Source organism: Streptomyces sp. CG4 (assembly GCF_041080655.1).
Taxonomy (GTDB): Bacteria; Actinomycetota; Actinomycetes; order Streptomycetales; family Streptomycetaceae; genus Streptomyces.
Window position 1 is genome coordinate 9,910,866 of the sequence record NZ_CP163525.1, and the last position, 18,747, is coordinate 9,929,612.

Below are 18,747 nucleotides of genomic sequence, written 5' to 3' on the forward strand. Positions count from 1 at the left end.
GACGGCCCTTGAACGGCGGCCGTCTCCTTCAGGGTTGACAGCGCTCTGTGGTGCGGGAGGCGGCCGCCTTCCCTCCCCGGCGAGGGTTCGCCACCGAGGTAAAGCACCGGGAAAGCGCCGTAACTGAAGTCGTGTGACTCGTTGATCACCTGCGGAGATGTCCTCACCGTTCAGGGAGGGGCTCATGGGCCTGTTGCGCAAGATCCGCACCACCGGCCGGGTGGCCGAGCCCGCGCCGCCACGCCCACAGGGCGACGTGCCGGCGAAGGCGCGGGAACTCGGCGGCTCGGTGCAGGTGCGGTGCGTGGACGCCGGCTCCTGCAACGGCTGCGAGATCGAGATCGCGGCGGCTTTCAACCCGGTGTACGACGCCGAGCGGTACGGGGCGCGGTTGGTGGCCTCGCCCCGGCACGCGGACGTGGCGCTGGTGACCGGTCCGGTGACCCGGAACATGGCGGAGCCGCTGCGGCGTACCGTGGCGGCGATGGGCGAGCCGCGGCTGGTCGTGGCGGTGGGGGACTGCGCGATCAACTGCGGGGAGTTTGCGGGCGGGTACGGCGTAGAGGGTGCCGTCGCCGACGTCGTACCAGTGGACGTCCAGGTCCCCGGGTGCCCGCCGGAGCCGGGGGAGATCGTTGCCGCGCTCAGGAGGGTGACGGGGCGGTGAGCGTGATCCCGGCCGCCCTCGCGACGGCCACCGCACTGGGTGGCGCGGGCGCGCTGGCCGGATGCTTGCTGCCGTACCGGCTGCGTATTGCGGTCGTGGGTGTCCTGACAGCGGGTGTGGGGGTGGGCGGCTGTGCGGCGGGTGTGGCTGCACTGGGCGGCAGCCGCTGGACGGCCGGTTTCCCCGGACTCCTGCCGCTGGTCGGGGCGCATGCGGCGGTGGATGCGCTGGCGGGCCTGTTCATGGCCGTGGCGGGAGCGGTCGTAGCCGCCGTCGCGATCTACGGCATCGGTTACGCGGCCGGGCACGGCGCGCACGGGCTCGGCTCACGTACGGCGCAGGCGGTGCTGCCGCTGTTCGCGCTCACCCTGGTGCTGGTGCCCGTGGCGGCGTCGGTGTCCACGTTCCTGACGTTGTGGGAGCTGATGGCGCTCGGCTCGCTGCTGCTGGTGCTGGCCGAGCACCGGGAGCGGGCTTCGGTGCGGCGGGCGGGCGTGTGGTACGCGGTAATGACGCACCTGGGACTGGTGCTGCTGCTCGTCGGGTTCGCGCTGTTCGCCGCGCAGGCGGGCGGGGAGACTTTCGCCGCGCTGCGGGCGGGCGCGCACACTGTGTCGCCCACGGTCCGCGGGCTGGTGTTCGTCCTGGTCGCCGCGGCGTTCACGTCGAAGGCGGGTGCGGTGCCGCTGCACGCCTGGCTGCCGCGCGCGCACCCGGAAGCGCCCAGTCCCGTTTCGGCGTTGATGAGCGCCGCCATGGTCAACCTAGGCATCTACGGTGTCGTCCGCACCGGCCTCGACCTGCTGGGCGGCGGGCCTGCGTGGTGGTGGCTGGGGCTGATGGCGGCGGGCGGCGCCAGCGCGGTGTACGGCATCCTGCAGGCAGCGATGGCCTCCGACCTCAAGCGCCTGCTGGCGTACTCGACCAGCGAGAACATGGGCCTGGTCCTGATCGGGCTGGGTGCCTCGGGCCTGTTCGCCACCTACGGCAACCCGCCGCTGGCCGCGCTGGCGCTGGCTGCGGCGCTACTGCACGTGGTCAACCACGCGGCGTTCAAGGCTCTGTTGTTCTGCGCGGCCGGGTCGGTGCTGCGCGCCACCGGCCTACGGGACCTCGACCGGCTGGGCGGGCTGCGCCCCCGCATGCCGGCCACCGCCGGGCTGTTCGCGCTGGCCGCGCTCGGCGCGGTGGCGCTGCCGCCGGGCAACGGGTTCATTAGTGAGTGGCTGCTGCTGCAGTCCCTGATCCACGGCCTGGCGGTGCCGGGCGTCGCGGTGGCGGTCGTCCTGCCGCTGTCGGTGGCACTGATCGCGCTCTCGGCCGGGATCGCCGCGGCCGTGTTCGTCAAGGCACTCGGGGTGGGCTTCTTCGCCCGACCGCGCAGCCCGCAGGCAGCGGGCGCGAAGGAAGCGCCGCTGCTCATGCGCGTAGGCATGGTGCTGCTCGGGGCGGGGTGCGCGGCCCTGGCACTGGTGCCCGGGGTGCTGGGCGACGGCCTCGACCGGGCCGTGGGCGCGGTCGGACTGCCGGGCAGTGGCGCGCTGTCGGGCGGCGGGCTGAAGGTGCGGCTCGCCGGCATCTCCGCGACGCTGTCGCCGGTGTGGGTGGTGGCCGCCCTCACCGCCGCGCTGATGCTGGCAGTCGGCCTGCCCCGGCTGTACGGACGGCGGAGGCGCCGGGTGAACGCCCGCCTGTGGGACTGCGGAGGCGGGGCACCGACACCGCGCATGGCCTACACCGCCACCTCGTTCGCCGAACCGCTCCAGCGGGTCTTCGACGACATCCTCGCCCCCGAACAGGACCTGAACGTCACCCCGGTGCGGGAGTCGGCGTACCTGGTGGAGCGGGTGCGCTTCCAACGCCGGGTGCCCGACCGGATCGAACACCGGCTCTACGAGCCCGTACTACGGGGCTTGGCCGGGGCCGGGCAGCAGGCGCGGCGGCTGGCGGGCGGCAGCGTCCACCTCTATCTCGGCTACGGCTTCGTCGGCCTGGTCGTCCTGCTGTTGATCCTGGCGGTGGGCTGGTGAGAGCGAACAGATGAGTACCGCTGTCGGATACGTGGCCGTGGCCGGCCAGATCGCCGTAGTCGCCGCGGGGGCGCCGCTGCTGACCGGGTGGATGCGGCAGGTGAGGGCCCGCCTGGAGGGCCGAGCCGGAGCCGGAGTGCTCCAGCCCTGGCGGGACGCGCGCAAACTGCTGCGCAAGGAACCGATCACACCCGTGGGCACCGGACCCGCCTTCCGAGCCGCCCCCGCCCTGCTGGTCGCCACCACCGTGGTCAATGCCGCGCTCGTGCCGCTACTGTCCACCGACACCCCGGTGAGCGGGCACGCGGACCTCATCGTGGTGGTGGCACTGATCGCGCTTGGCACCATGGCGCTGGCCCTGGCCGGGCTGGACACCGGCACCGCGTTCGGCGGGATGGGCGCCTCCCGGGAGATGACGGTCGCCTCCCTCGTGGAACCGACCCTCCTGCTGTCGGTGTTCGCCCTGTCGATACCGGCCGGCACCACCAACATCCCGGCCATCGTCCACGGCGCCGCCGACGAGCCCGCCCGCCTCGCCTCCCCGGCGGGCCTGCTGGCCACCGCCGCCCTCGCGGTCGCGGTGCTGGCCGAGACCGGGCGAATCCCGGTGGACAACCCCTCCACCCACCTCGAACTCACGATGATCCACGAGGCGATGGTGCTGGAGTACGCGGGCCCCGACCTGGCGCTGGTCGAACTCGGCGCCCAGATGCGGCTCACCCTGCTCCTCGGGCTGCTGTCGTCCCTGTTCGTGCCCTGGGGCATCGCCACCGGCCCCTCCTGGGCGGCCCTCGCCGTGGCGCTGGTCCTGTTCGCGGCGAAGCTCACGCTCCTGGGCGCGGTGCTCGCGGCGGCCGAAGTGTTCTGGGCCAAAGTCCGGTTGTTCCGGGTGCCTGAACTCCTCGCCGGCTCCTTCCTGCTGGCGCTGCTCGCGGTGACCGCCTCGTACTTCCTGAGCGGAGTTTGATGACCGGCAGCCTGTATACCCAGCTCCTCGACCTGGCCTGCGGCGCCTTCCTGCTCGCGGCCGTGATCGTGCTGTGGGTGCGCGAACTGACCGCGATCGTCCGGATCTTCGCCCTCCAGGGAATCGCCCTCGCCGTCGTCGTCGTGCTCCTCGGCGCCCACGAACAGCGGTGGGATCTGGTCGGCGTGGGGATCGGCATCGGCGTGCTCAGGGCGGGCGTTCTGCCGTATCTGATGCGTCGCGCGCTGGCCGCGCTCACAGCGGACCGGCAGCGGTACGGCACCGCGGCAGCGGAGACCCGGGAGACGCAGCCGCTGGTCAACGTCGCCGCCTCGCTGCTGACCGCAGCGCTGCTTACCCTGCTGGCCTACGCGGTGGCCCGCCCACTGACCGAGCTGAACCCGACGCCCGCCACGCGTGCTCTTCCGGTCGGCCTCGCCGTCGTCCTGATCGGTTTCTTCGTGCTGGTGACCCGCCGGCGGGCGCTCGCCCAGGTGGTCGGCTTCCTGCTGCTGGACAACGGGATCACCGCCACCGCGTTCCTGGCGATCTCCGGGGTGCCGCTCATCGTCGAACTCGGCGTCTCCTTCGACGTACTGCTGGCGGTGCTGGTGCTGCAGATCCTCACCACCCGGATGCGGGCGGCATTCGGCACCACCGACATCGACGACCTGCGGGAGCTGCACGACTGATGAGCCCAACCGCTTCCGCACTGCTGCTGGCCGCGCCCACGGCCGTGCCGTTGCTGGCCGCCGGAGCCTACGCGCTGACCGGTCTGCGCCCCCGCTCGACCGTCGCAGCATTCGCCACCACGCTCACCGAGGCCCGGCAGCAGGCGTCCGCACGGGGCTACGTCGTGGTGGCGGAGACACCCGAGCCTGTCCAGGTACCCCAGCGGCATGTGCGGGACTGGCCCGCTCTTGTCTCACCCGCCGTGATCATTGCATGTGGGAGCCTGCTCGCGACGGACGTGATCGACGGCGGACCTCGACGGGCGTACGCGGGCCTGCTGCGCGCCGATGCGCTGACCGCCTGGATGCTGCTGGTCGTCGGAGGCGTCGCGTTGATCGCCTGCGGGTCAGCCCCCGCTTATCTGCGCGGCGAACGGGACGCCGGCCGGGCGAGCGAGGAGACCGTGTGGCGCTACCACGTCCTCGTCCAGGCGTTCCTGGCCGCGATGTGCCTGGCCGTCGTCACCGCGAACCTCGGCGTGCTGTGGGTCGCGGTCGAGGCCACCACCATCGTCACCGCGTTCCTGGTCGGTCACCGCCACACCCGCGCCTCGGTGGAGGCCGCCTGGAAGTACGTGGTGATCTGCTCGGCCGGCATCGCGCTGGCCTTCCTCGGCACCGTCCTGATCTACTACGCGGCCCGGCAGGCCGGTATTGCCGAGGCATGGGCGTTGGACTGGCCCACGCTCGTCGCCCGCGCCGATCGCCTCGACCCGGCGGCCACGCGGCTCGGCATCACTCTCGTCATGCTCGGCTTTGGCGCCAAGGCCGGTCTGATCCCGCTGCACGCCTGGCTGCCCGACGCCCACAGCCAGGCACCCGCCCCGGTCTCCGCACTCATGTCGGGCGTGCTGCTCTCCGTGGCCTTCGCCGCGATCCTGCGCTACCGGGTCATCGCGAACGCGGCTCTCGGCATCGACTTCACCCGCGTCCTGCTCGCCGGGATCGCCCTGCTCAGCCTCGCCCTGGCGGCCGGCCTGCTGCTCGCCCAGCGCGACTACAAACGCATGCTCGCCTACTCCAGCATGGAGCACATGAGCCTGATCGCCCTGGCCGCGGCGATCGGCAGCCCGCTCGCCCTGGCCGCCGCGCTGCTGCACATCGCCGGCCACGGCCTCGCCAAGTCCGTCGCCTTCTGCGCCTCCGGCCGCATCCTCCAGCTGACCGGCACCGCACGGATCGGACGAGTACGCGGCCTGATCGCCGCGGCACCGCCGCTGGCCGGGACGTTCGGGCTCGCGATCGTGGCGCTGATGGCCTTCCCGCCCTTCAGCCTCTTCGCCTCCGAACTCGGCATCGCCCGGGCTGGCTTCTCCGCGGGCACCGGCCTGAGCTGGGCCACTGCGGCGGCCCTGCTGCTCGTACTCCTGGCCTTCGCCGCGCTCGCCACCCGCACAGCCCGAATGCTGCTGGGACCGGGAATGCCGGCCGAGGAGAGCCCATCTGCTGTGTGGGCCCTTGGCTTTGGTCTGGCCGCCTGCGCCGTCCTCGGCGTCGCCACCGGACCGCTCACCGACCTGCTGCGCGCCGCCGCCCAGACGATCGGAGGCTGAAACGATGCGCGCCTCACACGAGATCGGCATCACCGAACTACCGCAACGCGCGGCAGAGTTGCTCGACGCCGGTCACCGGCTCGCCCTGATCGTCGCCCACCACGACGACGGCGGCCTGCGCGTGGTGTACCTGTTCGTCTGCGGCCCGCCCGACACCCGCACCGAACTCCACGTCCGCCTCGACCCCGACCGGCCCGAGGTACCCACGCTCGCCCATCTCTCCTTCCCCGCAGGCCGGTTCGAACGCGAGATGCGCGACCTGTTCGGCATCGTCCCCCTCGACCACCCGTTGCCCCACCGCCTCGTACGACACTTCCACTGGCCCCGCGGCTGGTACCCGATGCACCCGGACGCCGGGCCCCCGCCGACCTTCGGCGAGCAGGAAGGGCCGTACCCCTTCCTGGAGGTCGAGGGCGAAGGCGTGTACGAGATCCCGGTCGGCCCGGTGCACGCCGGACTGATCGAACCCGGCCACTTCCGCTTCTCGGTGGTGGGCGAGACCATCCTCAAGCTGAAGGCCCGCCTCTGGTTTGTCCACAAGGGCATCGAGAAACTCTTCCAGAGCCGTACCGTCGCCGCCGGGCTGCCGCTGGCCGAACGCATCAGCGGCGACACCGCTGTCGGCCACGCCCTGGCCTACTGCCTGGCCGTCGAAGAGGCCAACGGCACGAAGGTTTCAGAAGAAGCCCAGCGCGCCCGCGCGCTCCTCCTCGAACTGGAACGCATCCACAACCACGTCGCCGACCTCGGCATGCTCTGCAACGACGTCGGCCACGGCATCCTCAACGCCCACGCCCAACGCGTCCGCGAGCAACTCCTGCGCCTCAACAAAGAGGTCACGGGGCACCGGCTGCTGCGCGGCGGTGTCGTACCCGGCGGCGCGATCGTGCGCGCGCTGCCCGACCGGCGTCGGCTGAAGGCGATCGGTGAGGACATCCGCGAGATTGCCGACCTAGCCCTCGGCCACTCCACTGTCCGCGACCGCTTCACAGGAACGGCCATTCTGCACACACCCGCGGCCCGGGAGATCAGCTGCCTCGGCTACGTCGCCCGCGCCAGCGGCATCGCCGACGACGCCCGCGTGGCGCACCCCTTCACCGGATACGGTGCGCAGCTCGACGTACCCGTCCACGACACCGGCGACGTCCTGGCCCGCTTCCTGGTCCGCGCAGAGGAGATCGAGACCTCCCTCGCCCTGATCGAGCAGTTCGCCGACAGCCTGGAGACCCGCGCAGCGGTGCTCGCGCCCCAGCCGCCGCCTGGCGCGGGCCCCAGCACCGGAGTGGGCCTGGTCGAGGGCTGGCGCGGCACCATCGCCACCCGTGTCGAACTCGCGCCCGACGGCACTTTGGCCCGGGTCAAGCCCGTCGACCCGTCCTTCTTCAACTGGCCCGCGCTGCCGGTGGCGTTGGCGGACACGATCGTTCCGGACTTCCCGCTGACCAACAAGAGCTTCAATCTGTCGTACGCGGGCAACGATCTCTGAGCCTCTCAGATGTCGCCCTCCACCAGGGAGTGCAGGTGCTCGTCGTGCCATCCGTCGTCGTGCAGGAGCGCGCTGCGCTGGTCAGCCGCTTCGTCGGTCACCGTGTCGTCTCCCTGCTTCATGTGATGTCCACTGATGTCCACGCCTCTACGAGGGCGTCCTGAACCGCACGAGGACGACCTTGCCGTCGTGGTCCATGGCGGGATCCGCGCTGACATCGCCGTCGTAGTGGGCGGCCAGCTCGGCCACCATCCGTAGCTCCGAGCCCATGCCCGCGTCGCTGAGGTCTGGGAGCCCGGGCTCGGCGTCTGCGACGCTGATGACCAGCTGCCCGGCCGCGACCGTGATGCCTACGTCCACCACTGGCGACCGAGGAGCATGCCGCAGCACGTTCACCACCAGCTCGCTGGTCACCAGCAGCACTGCATCCGCGAAGGCCGAACCCGGTGCGACACCGGCCGCAAGAAGGTGCTCGGCCACCGCTTCCCGGGCTCGCCTGACCGCCGCGGGCCCCAACCTGAACGAGGCGATGTGCCGCTGCGCCGACGGCAGCACATGCTCGATGGCCGCGACCGACCTGCCGCGCCGCCACGGCAGCCGGAACCCGCCGTTGCCGCTCAACGCGCCGACTCCGACGCTCGCAGCTCGTCCAGCAGACCCTGCCGACCGGTCAGCAGCGTGGCCAGGATCCGCCGCGCGGCAGCGAGCAACTCAGCCACTTCCCCGCCCGCGAGCTCGTACACCACTGTCGAGCCGGTACGCGCAGCGGTCACGATGCCCGAGTGGCGCAGTACGGCGAGCTGCTGGGACAGGTTCGACGGCTCGACGGGAGAGTCTGGACACTACGGCGACCGACGCCGCCAGCAGCAGGGGGCACGGGGTCGCGACCACAAGTACCGCGACCGCCCGCGTCGCGGAGCCGCTCACCAGCCAGGCAGTCCCGGCCACTGCCAGGGACAGGGGCAGGAACCAGGCCGCGTAGCGGTCGGCCAGCCGTACGACGGGCGCGGACTCGGCGCCGGCCTGCCGGGCCAGCCGTACGATCCCGGCGTACGTAATGTCCTGCTCGGTCGCCGTGGCGCGCAGGCCGAAGGCTCCCCCAGCGTTGACCACGCCACTGCGAACCGGCTCGCCCCGAGCCCGGCCGACATACAGGGGTTCCCCCCGTGAGTACCGACTCGTCCAGGACCGCGGCGGTGCTTTCCACACGCCCATCGACCGGAACCGTCTCGCCCGGCCCCACGACCAGCAGGCCACCGACGGCGATTTCCGCGAGCGGAATCGTGGCCACGCCGGCTTCGGTGCGACGCCGGGCCGATCGCGGCGCGTGTTCCAGCAGGGCCCGCAGGTCGTGATAGGCACGCCGCCGCGCCGAAGCCTCCAGCGTCCGGCCCGTCGCCAGCATCAACGCGATGAGGGCACCGGCCAGAAACTCGTGGACGGCCAGGGTGCCGCCGAGGGCCAGGACGGCGATCAGATCGACGCCCGCCCGTCCGCGCCGCAGCGCGGCCACCCCCAGCCCACCGCCGGGAGGACGGCGGACAGGGCTCCCAGGCCCCACAACAGGTCGGCAAGGTCACCGTTGCCGGTAAGCCAGGCGACACCGCCCGCGACCAGCGCAGCCGAGGTGGCCGCCAACAGCACGGGTTCGAGCCGCGGCGGGGCCATCGGCGCCTCTGGGGACGACCGTGCTGGACTGGCGAAGCGATACATGGCACACCTCGTGCCGTCCTGCGTTGGCGATCTGCGAGTACTGGCTCCGTCCATCACATCGCCGCACCTACGACTGCGGCAGGGGACGTATGGCTCCGCCGGAGGGCCGCAAGGCCTTTGTGCGATGCCGCCACAGCCACGCAGGGCCCAGTACAGCCGAGGCTGATGTGACTGTTGCCACTCATGTGGGCCCGTGGCTACGGCACACCGGACGCCCGAGCGCCGACGGGCCAGATCGGCTTGTAGGTCCGATCGGCGTTTCCCAGACCGTAAGACCCCATGACAGGCCGTCGCCGAGGAGTCAGCGTGAAGAGGCACGCGGAAGGCAACGGGTATCCGGCATGCGGCTGCCCCAACACGAGCGGAATGCCGGATCAGTTGATCCTGGCAGTAGCACAAGGAGGCGGCCGTGGTTGAGAACCCTGTGGTGCGGAGTCTGATGGACACCGCGCCGTACTCGGTTGGTGAGGACGAGACGCTGCTGATGGCCTGGGAAGTACTGGAACGATCGGGACAGCAGGCAGCCTCGGGTGAGCCGCAAGTCGGCTTATCAGTGGCATCGGATGTGGCGGGAGAGGCGGCGCGTGGAAGTGGTTTTGAGATCCACAAGGAATTCACAAAGAAGACTGCCAGCCTGCGTTCTCCCGTGGCCGGCAAAGTACGGCTGCGGCAGCTTCCGGACGAGGCGAGGAAAGTTATGAGTGTGTCCCGGGTGTCCAGCAGCCGTCGGCGTGTGATGTCCGCTGCTGCGTCTGTCGCCGTGGTCGCAGTGGCCGCTGCCGGCTGTTCAGGCCATGGAGCCCCGAATGCCTCCGGGGCAGCGCCCCCCGCCGCAGCGGCGCTGACCAGTTCGGATTCGTCGATGCTGGGGACTTCCCGATCGACCGTGGCATCGTCGGGTGTGCTGTTCGGCGGCGACGCGCAGCTGTCCGGTCTGACACATCTCGGCCGCTCGCCGGCGATCGTGCGCACCTACGACACCATCGACACCGCCAGCGCGTTTCCCTCTACGGACGAGTCCAGCGCCCTGCATTCCGGAGCCACTTTGCTGACCAGTCTCGGCACGGGAAAGAACCGGGACTGGGGGTCGATCGCCGCAGGCACATCAGACACCGTAGTGCTGAAATTCCTGCGCGCGGTCAACACCGCTGCCACAGCCCACCACCTGAACGCCATCTACGTGTCGTTCAGCCACGAACCCAACGCCAAGATCGACGCTGGGAAGGGGAGCTCGGCACAGTTCGTCGCGGCTTGGCGCCATGTGCACCAACTGGCTGCCCACGCACGCCTCAATGCCCAGACCGGCGGCCACCTGCACTGGGTGTGGATCCTCACCGCGAGCGGCTTCCATCAGTCCAGCGTCGCCAACGGCTTCTGGCCCGGCGCCAAGTACGTGGACGCGGTCGGGGCCGACGGCTACGTGTCTGGCGGCTGCACGAAGCAGAAGAGTGGCCACTACCTGGACCCAGCCAAGAGCGCCACGAAACCCGATGCCGTCTTCGGCCCGGCACTGACCTGGAGCACAGCCCATGCCAAGGACAAGCCGGTATTCATCCCGGAGTGGGGCAGCGTCCCCTTCACCAACCCCGACGTCCGGCCTTCGTACATCAACGTGATGACCAAGTACGTGGTCGCCCACCCGCAGATCCGCGCCGTCATGTACTGGAACGACCACGCCCATAAAGACTCCTGCGACTACACCCTCAACAAGGACCTTGCCTCGCAGCGCGCCCTCGCCGCCATGGGCGCAAATCCCCACTTCCAAGCACGGCCCTGACAACGGACCCACTCCTCCAGGGCACCAACGAGGGCCTGGACGCGGCCCGCGCCCGTGTCCCGCGTCCGGGGCGCACGCCTCGGCAGCTCCCGGATGGGAGCGGCGCCTGGTGCGCCTGGGCCGATCAGGCCGCCTTGAGGGCTGCCACATGGCGAGCGTGCTCTTCAGGTTCCCGCACAGCTCGCACCCCCCGGTACGCGGGAACGGAGGACAACAACGTCTTCAGGTGCTCGTGCCCGCGGGCGCTGCTGAGAGCCATGTGTTCGTCGAGGAACTCAGCCCACGTGGTGGCGGCGGCCTCTACGTGACGCATGGCGAACTGCCTTTCCGCGACGACCCCGAGGCAGTGAAGACGGCCCTGGCGTTCCTGCGGGGAGCGGGCTCGGTTGGACTGGCGTAGGGCCCGGATGGATGCCTCCTGGTCTCCGAGATGCCACCGCACTCCGGCTACGTGGAAGTGGTAGGCGACCTCGTCGTAGCCGCCGACGGCATCGCGCCGGTTGTCTGCCTGAGCGAGCGCCGTCTCGGTCTCGCGGAGCCGGGCGAGGGCGGTACGCCTGTCGCCGGTCATCGCGGCTGAGGCCGCTTGTTGCCCTCGTAGGAACGCCACCAGGCGGGGCCCAGCCGCCGGCGCTGCCTCGGCCGCCGCGTCGGCCAAGTCCAACGCCTTCTTGCCGTGTCCAAGGTGGCAGGCCTGAAGGGACATGCCGCGCAGCGTCCGGCAGTAGGTGATGTGATCTTCTGCCGCCCCGGCCAGTTTGAGTGCCTTGAGGCAGTAGCGCTGTCCTAGACCCTGCCTCTCCTCGTACATGGCCATCCACCCCGTGAAGTACACGAGGTCCGCGACGGCCGCCCGCATGCCGAGCTGCACCCGCTCCGTTCCGGAAGCCCGTAGGTACGGTCCGGCCGTGTTCAGCAGGAAGGCGGCGGCCATCGGGCGGGCGTGTCCTGCGCCCACGGTGTCGAGGATGTCAGCGATCTTGTCCGTCATCGTGCGGACCGTTTCCACGTCCGACGCCCCGATGTGCAGGGTGCGCCCTGCCTGCGGTGTCGCCGTCGGTACCCCGTTGACGTTCTCGAACTTCGGTACCAGCAGGGCCGCCGAATACAGGCTGCCCGCGAGGACACCGCGCCTGGACGGGTCCATGTCCGACCGGCTTAGCTCCATCACTCCCGCCACTATGTTGGTTTCCTCGGTGGCCTGTGCCAGCCAGCCGAGTTCCGACGACGTTACGGGCCGTCCAAGGAAGCGGGAGAGCGCTTCGACCATGGCCGGGCGCGCTTCGGGCTTCGGGATGCTCCCCTTCAGCCATTGCGAGACCGTCGTTTTGTCGTAGTGCAGGGTGAGCCCCAGTTCGCGGCCGACGGCGTTGACTCGTCGCGCAAGCTGGGCATTTCCGACCGCTCCCGTCTGCATCAGGTCCGCCAACGCGGTGTTGGGTGTGCGCGGTCGCCGTTCGCAGAGCGTACCTCGTCGCCTGCCACGCATGGTCCTGCTGGGCGGTGTGGTTGGTGTGGAGGACTTCGTGCAGTGCCCTGGCCGCAGGGTGAGTTGGCGGTCCCAGTGGGTGGCGTGACGGGTACCTCCCGCCAGTACCGGGAGAGCCTCGGCTACCAGCGCGAAGCCTTCACCATCGCCGTCTCGGCCTCGACACTCGTTCTGTCCAGGTCCGCGTGCGGCGGGTCCGGCGGCTCGGGCTCGGGCATGATGTCGGTGTGAGTGCTGCAGGATGACACCCTCAACCTCCGCCCGGCGCAACATCGCGGCCGCCTACAACTGCGGTAAGCCGGCGGACACGGCGCCAGGCAAGGTGTTGGAGGACGATCCGTGCGAGCATAAGCTCCGCTCTTCTTGGATCGGGCACTGGAGCATCCAGAATCCGTTACACCATGTCGGCGACCGCCCTTCCGCGCGGACGACTCCAGTCCGCACCACTCCCCGGCCCACGTCACCGATTCGTGGGTGGGGAGCAGGCCGGTTCGCCACCACTTGATCCAGTGAGGAGCCAACTGTCGCGAACAGCACCTCTGACCGATTCCGCTCAGGCTCACCAGAGGTGGTAGGACGGCGGGGGCTGATCGGTTGTCAGCAAGGGCCGGACCCCGGACCGCCCAGGCGGAAAGAGGTGGGTGTCGTCTCCCCGGCGTCGTACAGTTCGGGGCTGGTCGCGGTGACGGTCAGTTGGGAGGGGTCGCTGGAGCCCAGCAGGTGGAAGTCGCTGATCCAGCTGGAGTCGGGTGCACTGCCGAAGCGGCCGTTGCCCATGGACTCGCAGGTGGCGCCGGCCGCATGAGCCACCTCGCCGAAGGCGCTGATGGTCTGGGCGCGTGTGTAGCTGCCGTTCCACAGTGAGCCCGGGAAGTAGCCGACAGCCTGCTGGTTATAGTAGATCCACCAGTCGCCGGCCACGTTCTGGATGCTGAAGTCGGCTGCCTCGCCGACACCGAGGGCCATGCCCGCCGTGGCGGTGTCGGAGACCTGGACGAAGCCGCAGCCGTTATAGCAGCTCTCCTGGCCGTCGACCCAGTGATAGACGAACAGGTGCGGCAGCAGGTCGCCGTTCAGACCGAGGTCGACGGTCCAGCCGACCTCCACAGTGGACTTCTGGTCGCTGGACTGCACGGCCAGCTCCTGCAGTGAGTGCGAGCCAGTGTCGCCGGGCTCCACGGCAGGGGCTGCCTGGAGCATGCGGATGGACGCGCCCACCGCGTTGGCGTATTGGCGGCCCGTCACGTAGTCGAAGCATGCTCCGAACCAGCAGACAGGCGCGGCATGGTTGGCCGGGGCGGCGATGGAGGGTGCGCCTTGCGGGTGGAGACGATCGAAGGGTGCCGCGATGGCCATGGCCGGGGTTGCGGTCAGCAGGCCGAGCGTGGCCGCCACAGTGGCGATGCTGAGGATCGTTCTGCGTATTCGCATGTGGGGGGTCCATTCAGCGAGTGTGACTGACGTGCTGGGCAGGGGGAGTCGAGCCCAGGAGTTAAGTGCAGTGTTAAGCCCGCTTACTAAGGCATTTAAGCTAGCGGTGGCCGCGCAGGATACGCAATGCCTCTGTGTGTGGAGATCCCGGAGAAGGAGGATCGCAACGCTGCCCGCCTGCACATGCGTTCACGCCGCGGACGGCTGCCGGGCTTCGATTACGGCGATGCCGCCGCGGTCCGGCTGGGCCTGGAAGAACGCGGCCTCACCTACGTCGTGGGCATCGCCACCACGACCACCGCCCAGCCGGAAGCGGCACGGCCGCACATCCCGCCCTACGGCGGCCGCGGCCCCGGCCCCGGCCCACTTACCCCGAGCCGGCCCAGACGGAGAAGTAGCTGGTCATCGAGGCCGGCAAGCGGGCCGCGAAGCCGGTGCAGTGGCGGGAAGGCTCCCGGCCCGATAGGAGAACTCTCCATCGATGATCCGGTACTGCTGGTAGTAACGCTGTCCTTGATCGATTCCCATGCCCCGCACCTGAAGCCGAGGGCCCTGCACCACACGGGTAGTGCCTTCTGCACAGTCCGGCTCACAGGTGTTGATCTTCAGTGTGCCGGTGCCGTTCGCTGTCTGTGCGCCCCACTGGGGCCAGTCAAGTCCCTCCAGATGAACATCATTGGTCACCTGGAACGTGGACGGCTCGGCGGCAGGATGCTCTGAAAGATCATCAAGGAGGATGGTGGAGGTAGCGGCCGCATCGGGCGAGCTTGCGGCCGGAGCGGGCTGCACCGGCGACGCGGTTGCGGACGGCGTTGCGCTCCCGGTCCCCGTAGTGGTGGGAGGGGGCGGGCCTTTAATCGTCTGGCGCCGCTGGGATCCGCCAGTTCTACCCCGCCACCGCGCCGTCGCCGGGCGTGACCGGGACCTACTGGAGTCGGCTCGACGGGCTGGCCGACAGTCCGTCCCGCTCGGCACCGGCCTGGGCCGGCAGCGGCAGCGACCAGGTGTAGAGCTCCGGGTCGAAGGCGTGCAGGCGCTTGACGAGCCTGGCGGTCGACCAGGGCCAGCAGAAGGTGTTGATGCCCGGGAGGCCGAAGTAGTAGCCGGTGCCGCCGGCGGTGTTGTAGACGGTGTTGCGCAGCGCTCTGTGCAGGGCCTGCTGGTGGGCTGCTTCGGCCTCGGGCTTGACATCCAGTGTGGTCGCCCCGCTGGTGCGCAGGTGGTTGAGGGCGGTGGTGATGTAGCGGAGTTGGGCTTCGAGGACGGTGGGGACGGCGGTGGTGCCGGTGAGCAGATTAGGGCCGATGAGCAGGAAGAGGTTGGGGTATCCGCTGACGCTGGTGCCCAGGTAGGCGCGGCGGTTGTCGGCCCAGGTCTGGGCCAAGGTGCCTTCGGTGCCGTGCAGATGGGGGGCCAGGGGGATGTCGCCGATGTGATATCCGGTCGCGAGGATGATGATGTCGGCGTGGGTGCGGGTGCCGTCGGCGCCGATGACGTCGGAGCCCTCCACGGCGGTCACGCGGGTGGGATGCAGCCGGACGCTGGGCCGGGTGAGGGCGGCGTAGTAGGCGCCCGAGGTGATCAGTCGGCGGCCGCCGAAGCGGTAGTCAGGAGTAAGGGCCCGGCGCAGGGCTCGATCCCGTACCGACGTACGCAGGTGGAAGCGGGCCAAGGCCTCCAAGGGCCACAGCAGGTGGGGGTGACGCAGGGGTACCCCGACGGCTTCCTGGGTCCAGTGGTGCAGGCCGCGTAGTGCGCGGCGTGCTGCCGGGTGGTGTTCGAAGAAGCGGTGGAGACCCGGAGGGAGAGGGTAGTCGGGTTTCGGAAGTACCCACTGTGCTGTGCTCTGGAAGACGTCGACATGAGCCGCCTTCGGCTGGATCTCCGGCAGGAACTGGACCGTAGACGCTCCGGCGCCCACCACTGCGACGCGCCGTCCGGTGAGGTCCACTTCGTGGTTCCACCGGGCGGAGTGGAAGGCGGTGCCGGGGAAGGTGCCGAGGCCGGGGATGTCGGGATGGCGTGGCCGGTGCCAGGGGCCGGTGGCGACGATCACGACGCGGGCGGCGTATGTGCCCGAGGTGGTCTGCAGGTTCCAGCAGTGCGCTCCCGGCTGCCAGCGGCTGCTCAGCACCTCGGTGTCGTAGCGGATCGCCTTGTCCACGCCGTATGTTGCCGCGGTGGTGTCGAGGTAGTCGAGGATCTCGGACCGGTCGGCGAAGCCCCGGCTCCACGAGTGGGGTGCGAAGGAGTATTCGTAGAGGACCGACGGTACGTCGCAGCCGCATCCGGGATAGGTGTTGTCGCGCCAGGTCCCGCCGAGGCGACCGGACTTCTCCAACACAACGACGTCGTCGAAGCCAGCCTGGCGCAGCGCGATCACGGCGGCCACGCCGGAGAGGCCGGCCCCGATGACGACGACTTCCGCTTCATGGCGATGGTTGTCCATACTGGCGTCGGCCACCGGTGCCCCCGTCTGGCTCGTGAGCGTCCCGGCACATATGCCGAACCGCTCCAACTGTTTACCCAGAGCGACCGATCGTAGTGTTATCCGTGATCATTCATGGTGGTACGACCGCTGGATACCTCATATGAGTGATCTTGCCGGGTGGGCTGAATTCACTGCGTCTTCTCGTGTTTGGCTGCCGACCATGACGATGAGGGACGAACTGCCCACGTCTCGTGGTCCACACGCCGCCGTCGACGAGCCGGGGCGGCATCTGCCCTACCCCAGTGGCTGGTTCTGCCTGGCGCGGTCACGAGAACTGGCCCCCGGCAATGTCCTGACCCGCCGCTTCATGGACGAGGACGTAGTCCTCTACCGCACCCGCGACGGCCGGCCCCGCGCAGTGCATCCCTACTGCCCGCACCTGGGCGCTCATCTGGGGGCAGGCGGCACTGTGGAGGGGCAAAACCTGGTATGCCCCTTCCATCGCTTCGCCTTCGCCCCCGATGGCACCTGCGTCGGCACGCCCCATGGCCCGCCTCCGCGCGCCCGCCTGCAGCACCACACCATCAGCGAGCGCAACGGCTTCCTCTTCGCCTGGTACGAACCGGACGGCGCTCCGCCCAGCTGGGAAGTCCCCGACACCGCCCAGGCCGGAGTGTGGCCGGGAAGGAACTCGGCCCGGCGCTTCCGATGGATGTCAGGCGAGCGACAGGTCAGGATGGAGGCTTCGCTCCTTGCCCTTTCCCTTGCTCTGGGTGAGCGGTGTGCCAGGCGTCCCAGATCGCCTGGCGGAGCTTGCCCCGGGCCGGTACTTCCATCCCTTGATCGCGGGCCCAGGCCCGGACCTCCACGACGGTCGGCGCGGGACGCGTCATCATGGCCGTGGCAACCGGTGCGGCGGGGCGAGCCGTCGATGGAGGCATGGGCAGCTTCTCGAGCGGGGTCGTGGTGAAACCACGGCGCTCGAGGATGCGTCGGCGCCGGTGGTGCATGCGCTCTAGCTGCGGGACGTCGGCGTCGAGGTAGTCGTGCGCTTCGACGTGGGACTTCCTCGCCTCGGTGTTGCGTGTGATCCGTCCGACCTGCTGGATGACTCTCCCCTTGAAGGAGATCGGGCTGGTGAGGAAGAGCGTATCGAGCCGAGGCTGATCGAAGCCCTCGCCGACAAGCTTGTCAATCGCCAGGAGCACCAGCGGCTCGGCGGTGTCTTCGGCCAGAGTGGCGCGGATGCGGGCTCGTTCGGCAGGCGGTAGCCCGCCGTGGAGTATCAGGGGTTCGACGCCGTGCGGTTTGAGGGCGCCGGCCAACTGGTGAAGGTGTTCCACACGGTTGGTCAGGGCCAGGCTGCACCGGCCGCGTGCGGCAGCGTTGGCGATGTCCGCGGCAATCTGGGCGTTGCGGTTCGTGTGGTTCGCGAGTTCGGTGTAGATGGCCTGGAAGGAGGCGCCGTCGTTGCCCGGCTCGTCGGTGGTGAACGTGGTGGGGTAGACGATAAAGTGCTTGGCGAACGTGCTGGCGTCTTCGATCTCGTGGCGGATCGGGCCGCACTGCATCGTGATCACCGGGTCCATCTGGTCCGCCCGATACGGGGTGGCGGACAGGCCGATCCAGCGGCCGGCCTTCGCGCCGCGGACCGCCGCTTCGGCGCCCGGAGCTCCCACACTGTGGCACTCGTCCACGATGACCAGGCCGTATCCGTCGAGCAGGTCAGGCGCCGCATCCCGGTGCGACAGGGTCTGCAGCATGATCAGGTCGACGACGTGGCCGCGCCGGTCCTTGCCGCCGCCCAGCGAGCCGACCTGGCCGTCGCCGAGATCGAGGAACGCGGCGAGGCGTTGCTTCCACTGGTCCAGCAGCTCGCTGCGGTTGACGACCACGGCCGTCGGCGCACGGTGGTGGGCGATCAAAGCGCAGGCCATGACCGTCTTTCCGGAGCCGGGAGGAGCGACCAGGACCCCGGCGGGGTGTGGGGTCATCGCCTCGACGGCCTGCTGCTGGATGTCGCTCAGTTCGCCGGTGAAGCGCGCGGTGATCTCGGGGTGTTCGGACAGGTCGCTGGTGATGGTGAGCGTGCCGCCCGCGGCGGCGATCAGCTGGGCGGCCTCGTCGGCGAGACCGCGCGGTAGCTTGAGCCAGTCCGGGTCGGTGGCGTCGAAGCCGCAGATGAGCCGGGGCGTGTTCCAGGTCGAGAAACGTTGGTTCTGCTTGCGGTAGAACTCCGGGTTGTGGAACGACGCGGCGTGTTTGAGCGCCGCGAGGAGCTGCGGGGGCAGCCCGGTGGTGGAGATCGCCAGCATGGCGGCCAGCCGTGCGGGAACCGTGGCCGGCGCCTTGCCCAGGGCCTTCCTGCGGGGCCTGGGCCCCTAGCTCGGGTGCGGTCGCCGACGGCCCGGCCTTGACCGGGCCGAGCTTCTCGACGAGCGCCTCGACCTTGGCCGGCGTGAGGCGTTCGGT

Annotated in this window: 14 protein-coding genes and 3 pseudogenes; 10 read left to right on the forward strand and 7 right to left on the reverse strand. The window is 69.9% G+C overall.

From position 1 onward, the window contains the following. Positions 1-184 precede the first annotated feature (184 nt). The 6 genes from AB5L52_RS45090 to AB5L52_RS45115 are packed head-to-tail and all read left to right on the forward strand — an operon-like array spanning position 185 to position 7,434. Positions 185-667 (forward strand): oxidoreductase, encoded by a 483-nt coding sequence (locus tag AB5L52_RS45090; protein WP_351578494.1) that lies wholly within the window; start codon positions 185-187, stop codon positions 665-667. After that, positions 664-2,697: a proton-conducting transporter membrane subunit gene (locus AB5L52_RS45095; protein ID WP_369368764.1), complete on the forward strand. Its 2,034-nt coding sequence runs from the start codon at positions 664-666 to the stop codon at positions 2,695-2,697. Before AB5L52_RS45090 ends, AB5L52_RS45095 begins: the two co-directional genes overlap by 4 nt. Positions 2,698-2,707: 10 nt before the next feature. Beyond that, complete coding sequence (locus AB5L52_RS45100; protein WP_351032829.1) at positions 2,708-3,664, forward strand: NADH-quinone oxidoreductase subunit H; 957 nt, start codon at positions 2,708-2,710, stop codon at positions 3,662-3,664. Continuing rightward, positions 3,664-4,356 (forward strand): hypothetical protein, encoded by a 693-nt coding sequence (locus tag AB5L52_RS45105; RefSeq protein WP_369368765.1) that lies wholly within the window; start codon positions 3,664-3,666, stop codon positions 4,354-4,356. Before AB5L52_RS45100 ends, AB5L52_RS45105 begins: the two co-directional genes overlap by 1 nt. Beyond that, positions 4,356-5,948: a proton-conducting transporter membrane subunit gene (locus AB5L52_RS45110; protein WP_369368766.1), complete on the forward strand. Its 1,593-nt coding sequence runs from the start codon at positions 4,356-4,358 to the stop codon at positions 5,946-5,948. The genes AB5L52_RS45105 and AB5L52_RS45110 overlap by 1 nt, the downstream gene beginning before the upstream one ends. 4 nt (positions 5,949-5,952) lie before the next feature. Beyond that, positions 5,953-7,434 (forward strand): NADH-quinone oxidoreductase subunit C, encoded by a 1,482-nt coding sequence (locus tag AB5L52_RS45115; protein WP_369368767.1) that lies wholly within the window; start codon positions 5,953-5,955, stop codon positions 7,432-7,434. Positions 7,435-7,581: 147 nt separating this feature from the next. On the opposite strand, the gene AB5L52_RS45120 is transcribed toward AB5L52_RS45115, so the two are convergent. The 3 genes and pseudogenes from AB5L52_RS45120 to AB5L52_RS45130 form a co-directional block, all read right to left on the reverse strand. Next, entirely contained in the window at positions 7,582-8,055 is a 474-nt protein-coding gene (locus AB5L52_RS45120; RefSeq protein WP_369368768.1) for an ATP-binding protein, read from the reverse strand. Further along, positions 8,052-8,261, reverse strand: a pseudogene (locus AB5L52_RS45125) (ArsR/SmtB family transcription factor); the annotation flags it as partial. The gene AB5L52_RS45120 and the pseudogene AB5L52_RS45125, both read right to left, overlap by 4 nt. After that, positions 8,260-9,102, reverse strand: a pseudogene (locus AB5L52_RS45130) (heavy metal translocating P-type ATPase); the annotation flags it as partial. The pseudogenes AB5L52_RS45125 and AB5L52_RS45130, both read right to left, overlap by 2 nt. 454 nt (positions 9,103-9,556) lie before the next feature. Between AB5L52_RS45130 and AB5L52_RS45135 the strand changes: the two are divergent. Next, positions 9,557-10,924: a hypothetical protein gene (locus tag AB5L52_RS45135; RefSeq protein WP_369368769.1), complete on the forward strand. Its 1,368-nt coding sequence runs from the start codon at positions 9,557-9,559 to the stop codon at positions 10,922-10,924. Between the two features lie 124 nt (positions 10,925-11,048). On the opposite strand, the gene AB5L52_RS45140 is transcribed toward AB5L52_RS45135, so the two are convergent. Further along, positions 11,049-12,341: a hypothetical protein gene (locus AB5L52_RS45140; protein WP_351578537.1), complete on the reverse strand. Its 1,293-nt coding sequence runs from the start codon at positions 12,339-12,341 to the stop codon at positions 11,049-11,051. Positions 12,342-12,497: 156 nt separating this feature from the next. Here AB5L52_RS45140 and AB5L52_RS45145 point away from each other — a divergent pair, with 156 nt between their 5' ends. Continuing rightward, on the forward strand, positions 12,498-12,644 hold the full coding sequence (locus tag AB5L52_RS45145; protein WP_351578472.1) for a hypothetical protein: 147 nt from the start codon (positions 12,498-12,500) through the stop codon (positions 12,642-12,644). A 366-nt stretch (positions 12,645-13,010) separates the two neighbouring features. Here AB5L52_RS45145 and AB5L52_RS45150 read toward each other — a convergent pair whose 3' ends face one another. After that, positions 13,011-13,844, reverse strand: coding sequence for a neprosin family prolyl endopeptidase (locus AB5L52_RS45150; protein WP_351578469.1), 834 nt, complete (start codon positions 13,842-13,844; stop codon positions 13,011-13,013). Positions 13,845-14,027: 183 nt separating this feature from the next. Here AB5L52_RS45150 and AB5L52_RS45155 point away from each other — a divergent pair, with 183 nt between their 5' ends. After that, positions 14,028-14,564: a transposase gene (locus AB5L52_RS45155; protein ID WP_369369081.1), complete on the forward strand. Its 537-nt coding sequence runs from the start codon at positions 14,028-14,030 to the stop codon at positions 14,562-14,564. A gap of 205 nt (positions 14,565-14,769) precedes the next feature. Here the strand turns inward: AB5L52_RS45155 and AB5L52_RS45160 are convergent, their stop codons facing one another. After that, a complete protein-coding gene (locus tag AB5L52_RS45160; protein WP_369368770.1) occupies positions 14,770-16,308 on the reverse strand; it encodes a flavin-containing monooxygenase in 1,539 nt (512 codons plus the stop codon). 193 nt (positions 16,309-16,501) lie between these two features. Between AB5L52_RS45160 and AB5L52_RS45165 the strand changes: the two are divergent. Next, positions 16,502-16,810 (forward strand): annotated as a pseudogene (locus AB5L52_RS45165) (Rieske 2Fe-2S domain-containing protein); the annotation flags it as partial. Between the two features lie 196 nt (positions 16,811-17,006). Here the strand turns inward: AB5L52_RS45165 and AB5L52_RS45170 are convergent. Next, complete coding sequence (locus AB5L52_RS45170) at positions 17,007-18,590, reverse strand: DEAD/DEAH box helicase family protein (protein ID WP_351766876.1); 1,584 nt, start codon at positions 18,588-18,590, stop codon at positions 17,007-17,009. Between the last annotated feature and the right edge of the window lie 157 nt (positions 18,591-18,747).